We start from the raw sequence: 15981 nt of genomic DNA on the forward strand, positions 1-15981 counted from the left end.
TATCTCCCAGAGCGTGGTGGACGCCGACGCCGGCAGGTGGCCGACGCCGGGCAGGGTCAGGCGAGAGACAGCCAACGCGTCAGCCGAGCTTGACGGGCTTGACGAAGTCGGCGTAGATGAGCAGCGCTGACATCACGATGAGCACCGTGGACACGGCATACGCGATGGGCAACGCCTTGGCGACGTCCACGTGGCCGGGGTCGGGGCGGTTCAGCAGCCGAGCGGCGTTGCGCTTCAACCCTTCCCACAACGCTCCCGCGACGTGGCCACCGTCCAGCGGCAGCAGCGGGATCAGGTTGAACACGAAGAGCGCGAGGTTGAGCCCTGCCATCAGGCTGACCAGGATCGCCAGCTTGCCGGCGAGGCTCTCGTCGACTCCCTGGATCGAGCCCGACGAGATCTCGCCGGCCATCCGGCCCACACCCACGACGGACATCGGTCCGTTGGGGTCGCGCGCCTTGGAACCGAAGGCGGCCTCGGCGACGTCGGTCATCCGCTGGGGGATGTGCACGAGGACGCCTGCGATGTGCGAGATCTGCTGACCGAGGATGCCGGGCACCACGGTGACCGGCTGGCGCTCCAGCGCCTGGACCGGGGCGGAGGAGACGCCGAGGAACCCGGCGGTCACCACCACGGGGTGTCCGGATGCGTCCACCAAGGGAGCGCCGTTCGGCCCGACCTGCTGGACCGTGTTGCGGATCGGGCTGACCTCGAGCGTCTGCCGGGCTCCGCCACGCAGCACCACGATCTCAGTCGGCTGGCCGACCCGAGGTCGGATCAGCCTTCCCACGTCGGTCGTGCGCTTGATCGGCTGACCTGCGATCGACACGATCCGGTCACCGGGGCGCAGGCCCGCGCGATAGGCGGGGGTCTTGGGGTCGGAGGGGGCGCAGGTCGTCTTGGCGGTCGCCTGGCTCGCGGGCACGACGCACTCGCTGACGGACGCCACGAGGGCCCCGTCCTTCTGCACCTCCTGGCCGTAGAGGGTCACCAGGCCCGTGAGCAGCACGACCGCGATGACGAGGTTCATCACCGGGCCGCCCATCATCACGACGACCTTCTTGGGCACCGACAGCTTGTAGAAGACGCGGTCCTCGTCCCCCGGCTTGATCTCCTCGAGGCTGAGCTGACGTGCCTCGTCGGCGAGCTGGGAGAACCGGCCCGTGCTCGACACCCGCAGCGTCCCGGGCTTGTCACCCGGACGGGGCGGGAACATGCCGATCATCCGGATGTAGCCCCCGAGCGGGATGGCCTTGATGCCGTACTCGGTCTCACCCCGCCTCGTCGACCAGACCGTCGGACCGAAGCCGACCATGTACTGGGTGACCTTGACGCCGAACTTCTTGGCCGGGAGCAGGTGACCGATCTCGTGCAGCCCGATCGACAGGCCCACCCCCAGGGCCACGAAGAGGACGCCGAGCACGTACAGCAGGACGGTCATCAGCGAAGCGCCCCCTGCGTCGTCGACGACGCCGCTGCGAGCGGCGCCTCCGCCATCGATCCAGTCTGCAAACCCAGCACCTTCCGCGCCTCGTCGCGAGCCCACCCGTCGGCGCGCATCACGTCATCAACGGACAGTGTCCCTGATTCGATCCCCGGCGCGCCGCCCGACCCGTGGATCTCCACCACCCTGGCCACCGTGTCGACGATCTCGACGAACCCGATGTGGCCGTCGTGGAAGGCGTCCACCGCGACCTCGTTGGCGGCGTTGTAGACCGCCGGGCTGGTGCCCCCGGCCTCGCCGACCTGACGGGCCAGGCGCACCGCCGGGAAGGCCTCGTCGTCGAGCGGCTCGAACTCCCACGACTGCGCTCGCGTCCAGTCGACCGGGACGTCGACGTCGGCCAGCCGGTCGGGCCACGAGAGTCCGAGCGCGATCGGCACGAGCATCCGCGGGGGTCCGGCCTGCGCCATGGTGGACCCGTCGACGAACTCCACCATCGAGTGGATCAGCTGCTGCGGGTGGACCACCACGTCGATCCGGTCGAAGGGGATGTCGAAGAGCAGGTGCGCCTCGATCACCTCGAGTCCCTTGTTGACGAGGGTGGCCGAGTTGGTCGTGATCACCCGCCCCATCGAGAAGTTCGGGTGCGCGAGGGCCTCGGCAGGGGTCACGTCGCGCAGCGACTCGCGGCTGCGCCCGCGGAAGGGGCCGCCGCTGGCCGTCACCACGAGTCGGCGCACCTCGTCGGCGCGCCCGCCACGAAGGCACTGGGCGATGGCCGAGTGCTCCGAGTCCACGGGCACGATCTGGTCCGGTCGTGCGGCCGCCTTCACCAGCGGGCCACCCACGATGAGGGACTCCTTGTTGGCCAGGGCAAGGGTCGACCCCTGCGCCAGCGCCGCCAGCGTCGGGCGCAGCCCGATGGCGCCCGTGATCCCGTTGAGGACGACCTCGGCGCCGCACCCCGCCGCCGCGACGGCGGCGTCCTCGCCCACCACGACCTCCGGCCGGTATGCCGGGCGGCCGGCCCGGGCGGCATACGCACCGATCGCCTCGGCGACCTGCTCGTGGGTGCCGCGGGCGACCGCGACGAGGTCCACCTCGAAGGTGACGGCCTGCTCCGCCACGAGGTCGAGGTTGGAGCCCGCGGACAGGGCGACCACCCGGAAGCGGTCGGGGTGGCGCGCGATGACGTCCAGGGCCTGGGTGCCGATGGAACCGGTCGAGCCGAGGACGGCGACGCTGCGCGGGGAAGTCACCGGTTCATTGTCGCCCATCACCGGTCGAGGATGGTCACCACGAAGCTCGCGTGGTCCTGGCTCACCTCGTCCAGGACCCCCGCGATGTCCTCGAACGTCTCGAGGTGACCACGCCGCAGCTGCGCGGCACCGTCCCAGACGAGATGCCGGGCGCGGGCGCCGCCCAACGGCTGTTCGGCGAAGTCGTGGAGGCAGTCGGCGAGGGCATCGAGGTTGCGACCGAACCAGTCCGGGAAGTCCAGCACCTGCGCGAACAGCTCAATGCTCTCGGCCTTGGTGGCGCCGGCCGGGACGACGCAGACGTCGTGGCCGCGGTCCCGCGCGCCCCGGACGACGTCGTCGAAGGTCACCTCAGGCCCCAGGATGCGGATCACCGGGGACCACCCTCGATCACCCGGAACGATGCAGGGGGCTCATCGGTCCACCCGAGCCCCAGCACCCGACCGAGGCCCGCGAGCTCGAGGCGCACGGCTCTGCTCTGGACGGCGGGCATGCTCCCGACGATAGGGCAGCCGTCGCCGTCCTACCCGGCGAGCGGACGGCGTCCCAGTGGGCTACTCGCGGTAGACGCGCTCCTCGATGAGCTGCTCCTCGACGACCCGGCCCTCGGGCTCGAACCGGCCCTGGTCGAACCGCTTCTGGAACTCCAGCTCGAGGTGGTCGGCGCCGTTGCGGTTCTTCTCGATCGACATGACGACCCAGTGGCGGAACCGCTCGGCGTTGCCGAGGTGGTAGACGAGGTGGTGCTTGGCGACGATGTCGTACTTGTCGTTGAGGATCAGCACCACGTCGGCCTCGTAGGCGAGGGCGGACGAGCCACGCAGGTCGTTGACCCGCATGCGCCGACCGGCGACCAGGCTGGACTTGTCGGCGGCCACGATCGCGACGACCGGCACGCCCAGCTCGAGCGCCATGTCCTTGAGCCGCTCGACGACGACGGCGACCCGCTCGTCCTCGTTCAGGCCCCCGGGGACGGGCACTTTCTGCAGGTAGTCGACCAGCACGAGCGGCGCGCGCCCGTCGGTCTCGATGATCTGCATGACGGAGGCGCGGATGGCGTCGAGCGTGGTGTGCATCCCGCTCGAGGTGTGCACGTGCAGCCGGTCGCCGTAGGACTCGAGGGCATCGACGGCCTCAGCGCCGCCCTGGGTGTCGGCGAAGCGCTCCCGCATCGACTTCGCCCGGCTGTGCCTGGCCTCGAAACCGGCGCGGATCTTGGCGAGCCCGGCGGCCTCGGCACCCGCGATGGCTCCCGCCTCGATCGCGATGAGCCGCTCGAGGATGCCGTGGGCGTCGTGCTCGTAGGAGAACAGCACGCCACTGCGGTTGGCAGCGACCGTGTTGCGGAGCATCTGCAGGGCCATGGCCGTCTTGCCCAGACCCTGGGGGCCGCCGAGCAGCACCAGCTCACCCGAGCGGAAGCCGCCCGTCAGCGCGATGTCGAGGGCGTCGAAGCCGGTGGGCCAGACCCGCGCGCCGGCGATCTGCCCGAGCCGGAGCTTCTCGTCGGTCTCCACGAGCACGTCGGTCAGCGACCGGAGGCGGCCTGTGTTGCGCGACGCCGGCGCGTCGCCGTTGATCGAGACGACACTGGCTCCCGCTGGGTCCGCACTGGTCATGCCACAGATTGAAGCGTCGATGTGCGTCCGGTGGTACCCGTTCGGTCAACTTTGCCCCGAACGGCTGACCCGCGTTCGGTCCTTAGGGGGCAATCCCGACATAGGTCGTCTCGAGGTACTCCTCGATGCCCTCGAACCCGCCCTCGCGGCCGAACCCGGACGCCTTGACCCCGCCGAAGGGCGCGGCCGGGTTGGAGATGATCCCCTGGTTGATGCCGATCATCCCGTACTCCAGCGCCTCGCTGACCCTGATCACCCGACCCAGGTCGTTCGTGAAGACGTACGACGCCAGGCCGAACTCGGTGCTGTTGGCCCTGTCGATGGCCTCGGCCTCGGTGCGGAACGTGGCGATCGGGGCCACCGGTCCGAAGATCTCCTCGCTCATGACCCGCGCCGTCATGGGGACCCCGCTGATCACCGTCGGCTCGAAGAAGTAGCCCCGGCCGGCGACCTGTCCCCCGCCGGTCAGGACGGTGCCGCCCTTGGCCTTGGCGTCCTGCACGAGCTCGCTCACGCCGTCGCGCGCCTTGGCGTCGATCAGCGGCCCCACGTCGACACCCTTCTTGGTGCCCTTGCCGAGGGTCAGTCCGGCCATCCGCCCGGCGAACTTCTTGGCGAACTCGTCAGCGACGCTCTCGTGCACGAAGAAGCGGTTCGCCGCCGTGCAGGCCTCACCGATGTTGCGCATCTTGGCCAGCATCGCGCCATCCACCGCGCGGTCGAGGTCGGCGTCCTCGAACACGATGAACGGGGCGTTGCCACCGAGCTCCATCGAGACCCTCAGCAGCTGCTCGGCCGACTGCTCGACGAGCCGGCGACCGACCGCGGTCGACCCGGTGAAGGTCAGCTTGCGCAGGCGCGGGTCACGGATGAGTGGCTCCATGACCTCACCGGTGTGCGTGGTGGTGACCACGTTGAGGACGCCGTCCGGCAGGCCGCACTCGCGCAGCAGCTCCGCCAGGGCGAGCATCGTCAGCGGCGTCTGGCTGGCCGGCTTGACGACCATCGTGCAGCCGGCCGCGATCGCCGGCCCGATCTTGCGCGTGCCCATGGCCAGCGGGAAGTTCCACGGGGTGATCATGAGCGTCGGACCGACCGGTTTCTTCATCGTGAGCAGCCGGGTCGCGCCGTTGGGCGCCGTCGACCAGCGACCGTGGATCCGGACGGCCTCCTCGGAGAACCAGCGGAAGAACTCTGCGCCGTAGGTCACCTCGCCCCGCGACTCGGCCAGCGTCTTGCCCATCTCGAGCGTCATCAGCGTGGCGAACTCCTCGGCCCGCTCGGTGATGCGTTCGAACGCGGCGCGCAGGATCTCGCCACGGTCCCGCGGCGGCGTCCCGGCCCAGTCCGCCTGAGCCGCCACGGCTGCGTCGAGCGCGGCCTTGCCGTCGGCCACCGTCGCGTCGGCGACGTGGGTGAGCGTGGCGCCGCTCGAGGGGTCCTCGACGGCGAGGGTGCGGCCGCCGGTGGCGTCGCGCCAGGTGCCGCCGATGAGGAGTCCCTTGGGGACCGACTCGATGAGGGACTTCTGAGTGGTGGCCATCAGTCCTGGACCTCCGGTGAGTGGTCGTGTGTCTCATGGGTGTGGTGGTGGTGCGGGAGGTGTCCCTCGGGGATGGCGCCGTTGCGCCCCGCGAGCAGAGGTTGCGAGGGGTCCCAGCGGGTCCCGTCCCGCTCGTCCCGCCGTTTGCGCGCGATGGCCGAGAGAGCCTCCAGGACAACGCGATTGGCGAGCGCGGCGGTGATGTCGGCGTGGTCGTAGGGCGGACTCACCTCGACGACGTCGACGCCGACGACCGGCAGCTCCAGGCAGATCCGCCGCACGGCGTCGAGCAGCTGGCGGGCCGTGAGGCCGCCGGGCTCCGGGGTGCCGGTCCCCGGCGCGTGGCCCGGGTCGCACACGTCGATGTCCACCGAGAGGAAGACGCCGTCGCACTCGTCCGTGGCGATGGTGAACGCCTCGGTGAGGACCTCGTCGAGACCGCGGTGCACGATCTCGGTCATCTCGAACGACCTCATCTCCTGGCCGGCCATCCAGTCGAGCGTCTCCGGCGGCGGCCAGTACCCCCTCAGCCCGACCTGCAGGAACCGGTCGCCGCGCAGCGCACCCGACTCGATGAGGCGGCGCATCGGCTGGCCGTGGCCCCACAGCGAACCGAACTCGATGTCACCGGTGTCGGCGTGCGCGTCGAAGTGGATCATCGAGACGCGGCCGTGGCCGATGACGTTGGCGACGCCCTTGGCGTCCGGGAACGCGATCGAGTGGTCGCCCCCGAGGACGACGGGTATGGCGCCTGCCCGCGTCACGCGCTCGACCGCGGCCTCCAGCTTCGGCAGGGACCGCTCGATGTCACCGGAGTACATCTCGACATCACCCGCGTCGACCACCCTGAGGTCGACGAGGCCGTCGGTCCGCAGGGCCAGCGACGGCCGGGACCCGTCGTGCGGCAGGTAGTCCGTCATCCGGATCGCCTGGGGTCCGAACCGCGTGCCGGGGCGGTGCGAGGTGCCCCCGTCGAAAGGCGCGCCGAGGATCACGACGTCCGCATCGGCATACGTGCTCTCGTCCTCGAGGTCACAGCGGTCCACGCCGAGGAAGGTGAAGTCGGGGCCGTACTGCTGCCCGTATCGCGTCATGATTCGACCCTAGTGCCGTTGCGAGGTCATCGACTCAGCGGTCTTCCATGCCCCAGGGCGAGCCGTAGCCCTCGGGCTTGGGTGCGGCCAGCAGGTCCAGGAACGGCACGGCGTCGAAGGCCTCCGGACCGAGCACGCCGGATCCGCCCCAGGTGCCGTTCGCGAGCAGCTCCAACGCGACCACGGGGTTGACGGCGGTCTGCCAGACGACGCACTGGGCGCCGTACTCGCGCATCGTCTCCTCGTTGTCCACGACGTGGTAGAGGTACGTGCTCCGCGGCTGGCCGTCCTTGCCGGTGCCCGTCACCCAGACCCCGGCACAGGTCTTGCCCTTCATCCGCGGGCCGATGGTGGCGGGGTCGGGCAGCACCGCCGCCACGACGTCGCGGGGTGACACCTCGACCCCCTTGACCGTCACCGGGTCGGTGCGGTCGAGGCCGAGCGTGTGCAGGGTGCGCAGGATGGAGATGAGCTCGTCGCCGAGGCCGTACTTGAAGGTCACCCGTTGCGCGTCGAGCCAGCGAGGCATGAGGAGCACCTCCTCGTGCTCGACGTGGACGCACTCGACGGGGCCGATGCCTTCGGGGAACTCGAACACCTCGGGCTCGCTGAACGCCGGCAGGGTGAAGAACCCGGCCTCGAGGTCTCCCCCGGCGGCCTCGGCCCGCGAGCGTTCCCACACCACGGGCGGGTTGAGGCACTCCTCGATGATGGTCCACATCGAGAAGCCCGGCGCGAAGGTCTCGTTGCCGTCCTCGTCGTAGACGGCGAGGTTGGCCCCGTCGCGGGTGCCGAGCTCGTCGATCGACGAGAACAGGTGGTCGGAGGCGTAGCGGGCGAGCACGTCCGACAGCCCCGGCTCCACCCCGATCCCCAGCAGGGCCAGCTGACCCGCGTCCTCCCACTCACCCTTCATGGCGAACTGCTCGTCACCGAGCTTGACGTGGACCTTGGCGTAGGGCTCGTCGGGGTGGCGCTGGGACAGGCTCATCGCCATGTCGAGGTAGCTCGCACCCGCCGCGAGGGCACCGCGGAAGATGGGCATGACGAACCGGGGGTCGACGGCGTTGAAGACGTGGGTGGCGCCGTGGTGGGCGGCCAATGCCGCGACGGCCTCGGAGTCGGAGGCGTCCACCTGGGCGGCGACGAACCGGCCCTCGCCCTCGCGACGAGCGGCCGCGGCCGTCACCGTCGCCACGGCCCTGGCCAGGTCGTAGTCGGCCACGACGAAGGACTCGAAGAAGTCACGTTCGACCGCGATGCGTGCGGCAGCGTCACCGACGCCGCCGGCGCCGATCATGAGGATGCGCATGGGGAATCAGGCTGCTTTCGCTCGACGGGCGGAGACGAACTGGCCGGTGAGGACGATCCCCACTGACAGCACGAACATCACCGTCCCGATGACGTTGATCTGGACGGGGGTCCCGCGCTGGGCGGCGCCCCAGACGTACATCGGGAAGGTCACCGAGTTCGGGCTCGCGTTGAAGTTGGTGATGATGTAGTCGTCGAAGCTCAGCGAGAAGGCCAGGAGGGCACCGGCCGCGATCCCCGGGGCGACCAACGGCAGGGTCACCCGCAGGAACGTCGCCACCGGCCCGGCCCCGAGGTCGGCCGCGGCCTCTTCGAGCTTGGGGTCCAGCGAGCTCACCCGCGCCTTCACGGCCACGACCACGAACGACAGGCAGAACATGATGTGGGCGATGAGGATCGCCGTCGCGCCCGCCGGCAGCCCCAGTGCCACGAACAGGGTGAGCAGGCTGGATCCCATCACGACCTCGGGCGTCGCCATGGGCATGAAGATGAGCATGTTCGTCGCGGAGCGGCCCCGGAAACGGTGTCGGCCCAGGGCGAACGCGATCATCGTGCCCATCACCGTCGCCACCAGGGAGGCTGTGATGCCGATCTTCAGGCTCAGCCCCAGGGCCTCACAGATCCCCGGGGTGCCACACGGGTTGGTCCAGGCATCGGCCGACCCCCGCACCCACTCGTAGTTGTAGCGGCCGTTGGGTTTGTTGAACGAGAACAGGGCGACCACCACGTTGGGCACCAGCAGGATGGCCAGCACCGCCATCGCGACGAAGGCGAGCAGGTGGCGTCGGATCCAGTTGGTCAGTGCCACTCAGACCAGCTCCTCGGTGCCGGCCTTGCGGACGTATGCCGTGACGAGGGCCAGGATCAGGACGAGCAGGACGAACGACAACGCCGCCGCGAGGGGGTAGTTGAGCACTCGCAGGAACTGGGCGTCGATGACCTGCCCGATCATGACGGTCTGGGTGTTCCCGAGCAGCCGGGAGTTGATGTAGTCACCCGCTGCGGGGATGAACGTCAGCAGCGTGCCGGCCACCACCCCGGGCAGGGACAGCGGCCAGGTGATGCGCCGGAACGTCTCCCAGGGCGTGGCGTACAGGTCCCGGGCGGCCTCGAGGAGCCTGCCGTCCACCCGGTCCAGGGAGGAGTAGAGCGGCAGGATCATGAAGGGCAGGAAGTTGTAGGTCAGCCCGCAGATCACCGCGAACTTGCTGGACAGCAACGAGTCGTTGTTGGTGAGGCCGACGAGCTGGAGCAGGTCGGTGAAGTGCGTCCACCGGGCGAACCCGGCCACCGGATACTTGTCGGCCAGGATCGTCTGCCACGCCAGGGTGCGGATCAGGAAGCTGGTGAAGAACGGCGCGATCACCAGCACGAGCAGGACGTACTTCGAGCGGCCCTTGCGGCTGGCGATGAAGTAGGCGAGCGGATAGCCCAGGAGCAGCGTGAGGACGGTCGCCGACGCGGCATACCCGATGGAGCGCATGAGCTGCTGCCAGTAGCTCTGCAGCGCGTCGCCGTAGATGGCGACGTTGCCGGTGAACGTGTAGCCGTTGTCGACGTCGCCCTCCTGGAGCGACTGCGACCCGAGGGTGATCATCGGCACGACGAAGAAGACGAACAGCCAGACCAGCCCGGGCAGCAGCAGGACGTACGGCACCCAGTTGCGCCGGCTGTCCCGCGGCTGCGGAAGCGGGTGCCCCGTGCCCGGGACCGCCGCGGCGATCTCAGCCATCTTCGTGCCCCAGTCCCGCGTCGGCCGGCTCGGCGGCGTCGAGGACGAAACCGTGGTGGCTGGCCCACGAGACGGTGACGTTCTCCCCCTCGAGCGCACGGGCGCTGCCGTCGTTCTGCTGGACGACCGTGATCTCCTGGTCCCACGGCAGCCGCACGAGGTACTGCGTGGCGACCCCGGTGAAGGACGCGTCGGCGACCACGCCGTGCAGCCGGTTGGGGCCGCCGCCCTCGCCCAGCCTGAGCTTCTCGGGGCGCACCCCCAGCCAGATCTCGCGGGCACCCTCGGGGATGTGCGAGGCGTCGGCCTCGAGCCGCTGGCCGTGCGAGCTGACCATCACGGTGCCCTCGGCTCCGGGGCCCTCGATCGAGGCACGCAGCAGGTTGGACTGGCCGAGGAAGTTGGCGACGAAGACCGACTTCGGGTGCTCGTAGAGGCTGGCGGGATCGCCCTGCTGCTCGATCCGCCCGGCGTTCATCACCGCGATCGAGTCGGCCATCGTCATGGCCTCCTCCTGGTCGTGGGTGACGTGGATGAAGGTCAGGCCCACCTCGGACTGGATCCGCTTGAGCTCGATCTGCATCTGCCGACGCAGCTTGAGGTCGAGGGCACCCAGCGGTTCGTCGAGGAGCAGGACGTCGGGACGGTTGACGATGGCTCGCGCCAGGGCGACCCGCTGCTGCATGCCTCCAGAGAGCTGCGCCGGCTTCTTCTTGGCGACCGCGCCGAGCTGCACGAGCTCGAGGGACTCCTTCGCCTTGGCGACGGCGTCCTTGTCGCCACGGCGCTTGAGCCCGAACGCGACGTTCTCCAGCACCGTCATGTGCGGGAAGAGGGCGTAGGACTGGAACACGGTGTTGACGTTGCGGCGGAAGGCCTTGGTGTCGGTGATGTCCTGGTCGCCGATGAGGATCTTGCCCGTCGTCGGCTCCTCCAGCCCGGCAACCATCCTCAGGGTGGTCGTCTTGCCGCAGCCACTCGGCCCGAGGAGGGCGAAGAACGACCCCGCCGGGACCTCCAGGTCGAGCGGATGGACCGCCGTGAACGTCTCGAACTCCTTGCTGATCCCGACGAGACTCAGGTCGCCGGATGCTTGCGCCGCCACGTCACCCGGCCGTCAGCTGGGCGAAGGCGGCGTTGTACTTGGTCTCCTCCGCGGCGGTGAGCCCACGGAAGACGTGCGCGCGCTGCAGGGTCGCGGCATCCGGCTCGATCAGGGTGTTCTTGGCGATGGCCGGGTCGAGCTTGGTCAGGACCTCCTTGGTGCCCTTCACGGGGGAGATGTAGTTGACGTAGTCGACGACCTTGGCCATGACCTGGGGGTCGTAGTAGTAGTTGATGAGGGCCTCGGCGTTCTTCTTGTGCTTGGCCAGCGCCGGGATCACGAAGTTGTCCGACCAGAGGGTGCAGCCGGTCGAGGGCAGGACGTACCCGAGGTTGGGGTTGTCGGCCCGCAGCTGGACGACGTCGCCGGTCCACGCGAAGCAGGCGGCGGTGTCGCCGGCCGCGAGCGGCTTGGTGTAGTCGTTGCCCGTGAAGCCCTTGATCTGGCCGGCTTCCTTGGCCTTCGTGAGCTCGTCCATGGCGGCGGTGAAGTCCGCGTCGGTGAAGCTCTCGACCTTCTTGCCCATGGCCATCAGGACGAGTCCCACCGTGTCGCGCATCTCGGTCAGCAGCGTCACCTTCCCCTTGAGCACCGGGTCGGTGAGCAGCTGGTCGACGGACTCGATCTTCTTGCCGCCGGTGGCCTTGGGGTTGTAGGCGATGCCGGCGAACCCGCTCTGCCAGGGCAGCGAGTACAGCCGGCCCGGGTCGAACTCGACGTTGAGCAGCGAGCCCTCGACATTGGCGTGGTTGGGGATGTTGGCGAGGTCGAGCTTCTGGACGAAGCCCTGACGGATCAGCCGGGCCACCATCCAGTCGGTGCTGCACCACACGTCACGGCCGGTGTCGGTGCCCCCCGCCAGCAGGGGACGCACCTTGGCGTAGAACTCGTCGTTGTCGTTGTAGTCCTCGGTGTAGTTGACCGTGATCCCGGTCTTCTTGGTGAAGGCCACCAGCGAGGGTCGGGCCTTGGTCTTGTCGTCGACGTCGATGTACTCGGGCCAGTTCGACCAGTTGACGAGCTTCTCCGAGTCCGACATGTCCTGGGCGGCCTTCGCGGTCGCGGTGCTCGAGCCGCTCTTGGCGACGGGGTTGCGGCCCTTCGAGCCACACGCCGCAAGGGCCGTGATCCCGGCGCCCGCAGCGCCGACCATCAGGGTCCGGCGCGAGACGAGGCCGCGGGCGAGCGCCGCGGTGAGGATCGGGGGAAGCGGTTCGTTCATGGTGGCTCCTGCTGGTGGCGTTGGGGAGAGGGCGGGGGCGGATGGGGTGGGTGCCGGGGGGCGCCCGCGCTGGCGCGGGGCGCTGGCGCTGGCTTCAGCTGTCGATGTTGGCCATCACGTGCTTGATGCGGGTGTAGTCCTCGAAGCCGTACATGGACAGGTCCTTGCCGTAGCCGGACTTCTTGAACCCACCGTGGGGCATCTCGGCGACGATCGGGATGTGCGTGTTGATCCAGACGCAGCCGAAGTCGAGCGACTTGGACACCCGCATGGCGCGACCGAAGTCCTTGGTCCAGACGCTGGAGGCCAGGCCGTAGTCGACCCCGTTGGCCCAGCGCAGCGCCTCGGCCTCGTCGGTGAAGCGCTGGACGGTGATGACCGGGCCGAAGATCTCGTCCTGGATGACCTCGTCGTCCTGACGCAGCCCGGACAGCACGGTCGGCTCGAGGAAGAAGCCGTCGCCCAGGGCGTCGAGGCGGTGACCACCGGCGGCGACGGAGGCGTGGTCGGGCAGCCGGGACAGGAAGCCCTGGACCCGCTCGAGCTGGTTGCGGTTGTTGACCGGGCCGAGGAGCGCGTCCTCGTCGTCGGGCAGGCCCACCTTGGCCGAGTTCTTGGTGTACTCACCCAGCGCTGCGACGAAGTCGTCGTGGATGTGCGGCGCGGCCAGCACCCGGGTCGCCGCGGTGCAGTCCTGGCCCGCGTTGAAGTATCCGGCAACCGCGATGCCCTCGACCGCGGCCTCGATGTCGGCGTCGTCGAACACGATCACCGGCGCCTTGCCGCCGAGCTCGAGGTGCACACGCTTGAGCTGGTGGCTGGCACTCTCGGCCACCTGCATGCCGGCTCGGACGGAGCCGGTGATGGCGACGAGGGCGGGCGTCTTGTGCTCCACCACGGCGCGGCCGGTCTCGCGGTCACCCATCACGACGTTGAAGGTGCCGGGGGGCATGAACTCCGAGGCGATCTCGGCCATGAGGAGCGTCGTCTCGGGCGTGGTGTCCGAGGGCTTGAGGACGATCGTGTTGCCCGCCGCGAGGGCGGGACCGATCTTCCAGACCGCCATCATCATCGGGTAGTTCCACGGGGTCACCTGGCCCACGACGCCGATCGGCTCGCGCCGCACCCAGCTGGTGTGCCCCTTCATGTACTCCCCCGCGGCCCGGCCCTCGAGCACCCGCGCGGCGCCGGCGAAGAAGCGCAGCTGGTCGACCATCGGCGGCAGCTCCTCGCTCGCCGTCAGGGCGTGCGGCTTGCCGGTGTTCTCCGACTCGAGCCGGACGAACTCGTCGGAGCGCTTCTCGATCGCGTCGGCGAACTTCAGCAGCGCCTGCTGGCGCTCGCTCGGCGTGGTCTGCCCCCACTCCTCGAAGGCCTTGCTGGCCGAGGCGTATGCCGCGTCGACGTCGGCCGCCGATGAGATCGGCGCCTTCGCCACGACCTGGGCGGTCACCGGGCTGACGATGTCTGACGTCGTGTCGGTCTGCGCCTCCACGTACTCGCCGTTGATGAAGTTGCGCAGCTGGCGCGGGGTCGAGGTCACAAGAGCTCCAGGGATTTCTGTGCGGTACCGGTACGGATTCAGGTGTGAGGAACTGTATCCCCAACACGGCGGATTTCAATAGGTTCCAGACCCGATATTGCGGAAATCAACAGCGATTTAACAAAACTGGCACGGAATCCGTGGTGCAGGGACTTGCGCGGAACGCCACCAGAGGCCACCATGGCGGCGTGACCCGCGCTTCCCACAGCACCGCCGATGTGCGCCTCGACGACCTGTCGAAGGCGATCATCGAGCAGCTCCAGGAGGACGGGCGGCAGTCCTACGCCACCATCGCCAAGCGAGTCGGCCTGTCCGAGGCGGCCGTGCGCCAGCGGGTGCAGCGACTCCTCGACTCCGGCGTGATGCAGATCGTCGCCGTCACCGATCCCCTCCAGGTCGGCTTCCGCCGCCAGGCCATGATCGGCATCCGCGTCGACGGCGACCTGACCTCCGTCGGTGACGCACTCACCGGCATGAGCGAGGTCGACTACGTCGTCACCACGGCGGGCAGCTTCGACCTGCTGGCCGAGGTCGTCTGCGAGGACGACGCCGAGCTGCTCGACCTGCTCACCCGGCGGATCCGTACCCTCCCGGGGGTGCAGACCACCGAGACGTTCGTCTACCTGAAACTCAACAAGCAGCACTACAACTGGGGTACTCGATGACCACTGACCTGTCCATCTCCGAACCGTCCAGCGACACGCACACCCCGCTGGGCAAGCTGCACAGCGAGGCCGCCCGCGACCACCTGTGGATGCACTTCACGCGCCACTCGGTCTTCGAGGACCGCAGCGACGGCGGACTCGGCCACAGCGTCCCCATCATCACCCGCGGCCAAGGCCACAAGATCTGGGACGACCGCGGCAACGAGTACATCGACGGGCTGGCCGGGCTGTTCGTCGTCCAGGTCGGTCATGGCCGCGAGGAGCTCGCCGAGGCGGCCGCCAAGCAGGCGAAGGAGCTGGCCTTCTTCCCGCTCTGGTCCTACGCCCACCCCCGCGCCATCGAGCTCGCCGAGCGCCTGGCCGCCGGTGCCCCCGGTGACCTCAACCGGGTGTTCTTCACCACGGGCGGCGGCGAGGCCGTCGAGACGGCCTGGAAGCTCGCCAAGCAGTACTTCAAGCTGACCGGGAAGCCCACCAAGCACAAGGTGATCAGCCGCGCGGTCGCCTACCACGGCACCCCCCAGGGAGCCCTGTCGATCACCGGCATACCCGCGGCCAAGGAGATGTTCGAGCCGCTCGTGCCCGGCGCCTTCAAGGTCCCCAACACGAACTCCTACCGCGCGCCGGAGCACCTGCGCGACGACGAGAAGGCCTTCGGACGCTGGGCCGCCGACCGGATCGCCGAGGCCATCGAGTTCGAGGGCCCCGACACCGTGGCGGCCGTGTTCCTCGAGCCGGTCCAGAACTCCGGTGGCTGCTTCCCGCCGCCGGCCGGCTACTTCGAGCGGGTCCGCGAGATCTGCGACGAGTACGACGTCCTGCTCGTCTCGGACGAGGTGATCTGCTCGTTCGGCCGCATCGGCTCGATGTTCGCGTGCGACGACTTCGGTTACGTCCCGGACATCATCACCTGCGCCAAGGGCATGACCTCGGGCTACTCCCCCATCGGCGCGATGATCGCCAGCGATCGCCTGTTCGAGCCCTTCAAGAAGGGGACGACCTACTTCCCGCACGGCTACACCTTCGGTGGCCACCCGGTCAGCGCGGCGGTGGCGATGGCCAACCTCGACATCTTCGAGCGCGAGGGGCTCAACCAGCACGTGAAGGACAACGCCCCCAAGTTCAGGGCCACCCTGGAGAAGCTGCTCGACCTGCCGATCGTCGGCGACGTCCGCGGCGCCGGCTACTTCTACGGCATCGAGCTGGTCAAGGACAAGGAGACCCGCGAGACGTTCAACGACGAGGAGTCCGAGCGACTCCTTCGCGGCTACCTGTCCAAGGCGCTCTTCGACGCCGGCCTCTACTGCCGCGCGGACGACCGCGGAGACCCGGTCATCCAGCTCGCGCCGCCGCTGATCATCGGGCAGACCGAGTTCGACGACATCGAGTCACGCCTGCGCTCGGTGCTCACCGGCGCCGAGAAGCACCTCTGACCGCGCCCGTC

Annotated in this window: 15 protein-coding genes; 2 read left to right on the top strand and 13 right to left on the bottom strand. The window is 69.2% G+C overall.

Annotated features, from left to right (window positions below; all coding sequences use genetic code 11):
* Positions 1-79: 79 nt before the first annotated feature.
* The 13 genes from BJ986_RS01785 to BJ986_RS01840 all read right to left on the bottom strand — a co-directional run bounded on the left by BJ986_RS01785 (position 80) and on the right by BJ986_RS01840 (position 13872).
* Positions 80-1441, bottom strand: coding sequence for a M50 family metallopeptidase (locus BJ986_RS01785; RefSeq protein ID WP_179420445.1), 1362 nt, complete (start codon positions 1439-1441; stop codon positions 80-82).
* The gene (gene dxr / locus BJ986_RS01790; RefSeq protein ID WP_179423378.1) at positions 1441-2721 is read right to left on the bottom strand and encodes a 1-deoxy-D-xylulose-5-phosphate reductoisomerase; all 1281 of its coding nucleotides are present in this window, start codon (positions 2719-2721) and stop codon (positions 1441-1443) included. Before dxr ends, BJ986_RS01785 begins: the two co-directional genes overlap by 1 nt.
* The gene (locus tag BJ986_RS01795) at positions 2721-3077 is read right to left on the bottom strand and encodes a barstar family protein (RefSeq protein ID WP_179420446.1); all 357 of its coding nucleotides are present in this window, start codon (positions 3075-3077) and stop codon (positions 2721-2723) included. The genes dxr and BJ986_RS01795 overlap by 1 nt, the downstream gene beginning before the upstream one ends.
* Positions 3074-3196 carry a hypothetical protein gene (locus tag BJ986_RS16535; RefSeq protein WP_272955358.1) on the bottom strand — a complete coding sequence of 41 codons (123 nt, stop codon included), beginning with the start codon at positions 3194-3196 and terminating at the stop codon, positions 3074-3076. Before BJ986_RS16535 ends, BJ986_RS01795 begins: the two co-directional genes overlap by 4 nt.
* Positions 3197-3257: 61 nt before the next feature.
* The gene (locus tag BJ986_RS01800; RefSeq protein WP_179420447.1) at positions 3258-4322 is read right to left on the bottom strand and encodes a DnaB-like helicase C-terminal domain-containing protein; all 1065 of its coding nucleotides are present in this window, start codon (positions 4320-4322) and stop codon (positions 3258-3260) included.
* Positions 4323-4404: 82 nt separating this feature from the next.
* Positions 4405-5865: an NAD-dependent succinate-semialdehyde dehydrogenase gene (locus BJ986_RS01805; RefSeq protein WP_179420448.1), complete on the bottom strand. Its 1461-nt coding sequence runs from the start codon at positions 5863-5865 to the stop codon at positions 4405-4407.
* Positions 5865-6959: an agmatinase gene (gene speB / locus BJ986_RS01810; RefSeq protein ID WP_179420449.1), complete on the bottom strand. Its 1095-nt coding sequence runs from the start codon at positions 6957-6959 to the stop codon at positions 5865-5867. Before speB ends, BJ986_RS01805 begins: the two co-directional genes overlap by 1 nt.
* Positions 6960-6993: 34 nt before the next feature.
* Entirely contained in the window at positions 6994-8271 is a 1278-nt protein-coding gene (locus BJ986_RS01815; protein ID WP_179420450.1) for a saccharopine dehydrogenase family protein, read from the bottom strand.
* A gap of 6 nt (positions 8272-8277) precedes the next feature.
* Positions 8278-9078 (bottom strand): ABC transporter permease subunit, encoded by an 801-nt coding sequence (locus tag BJ986_RS01820; protein ID WP_179420451.1) that lies wholly within the window; start codon positions 9076-9078, stop codon positions 8278-8280.
* Positions 9079-10002 (bottom strand): ABC transporter permease, encoded by a 924-nt coding sequence (locus BJ986_RS01825; protein WP_179420452.1) that lies wholly within the window; start codon positions 10000-10002, stop codon positions 9079-9081. It abuts the gene before it with no gap.
* On the bottom strand, positions 9995-11107 hold the full coding sequence (locus tag BJ986_RS01830) for a polyamine ABC transporter ATP-binding protein (RefSeq protein WP_179420453.1): 1113 nt from the start codon (positions 11105-11107) through the stop codon (positions 9995-9997). Before BJ986_RS01830 ends, BJ986_RS01825 begins: the two co-directional genes overlap by 8 nt.
* 1 nt (position 11108) lies before the next feature.
* The gene (locus BJ986_RS01835; RefSeq protein WP_179420454.1) at positions 11109-12329 is read right to left on the bottom strand and encodes a polyamine ABC transporter substrate-binding protein; all 1221 of its coding nucleotides are present in this window, start codon (positions 12327-12329) and stop codon (positions 11109-11111) included.
* A gap of 94 nt (positions 12330-12423) precedes the next feature.
* Positions 12424-13872, bottom strand: a complete 1449-nt coding sequence (locus BJ986_RS01840; protein ID WP_179420455.1) for an aminobutyraldehyde dehydrogenase — start codon at positions 13870-13872, stop codon at positions 12424-12426.
* Positions 13873-14060: 188 nt separating this feature from the next.
* On the opposite strand from BJ986_RS01840, the gene BJ986_RS01845 reads away from it, so the two are divergent.
* Positions 14061-14537 carry an Lrp/AsnC ligand binding domain-containing protein gene (locus BJ986_RS01845; protein WP_179420456.1) on the top strand — a complete coding sequence of 159 codons (477 nt, stop codon included), beginning with the start codon at positions 14061-14063 and terminating at the stop codon, positions 14535-14537.
* Positions 14534-15970 carry an aspartate aminotransferase family protein gene (locus BJ986_RS01850; RefSeq protein ID WP_202881160.1) on the top strand — a complete coding sequence of 479 codons (1437 nt, stop codon included), beginning with the start codon at positions 14534-14536 and terminating at the stop codon, positions 15968-15970. The genes BJ986_RS01845 and BJ986_RS01850 overlap by 4 nt, the downstream gene beginning before the upstream one ends.
* Positions 15971-15981: the final 11 nt, after the last annotated feature.

Source organism: Pedococcus badiiscoriae (assembly GCF_013408925.1).
Classification (GTDB): Bacteria; Actinomycetota; Actinomycetes; order Actinomycetales; family Dermatophilaceae; genus Pedococcus; species Pedococcus badiiscoriae.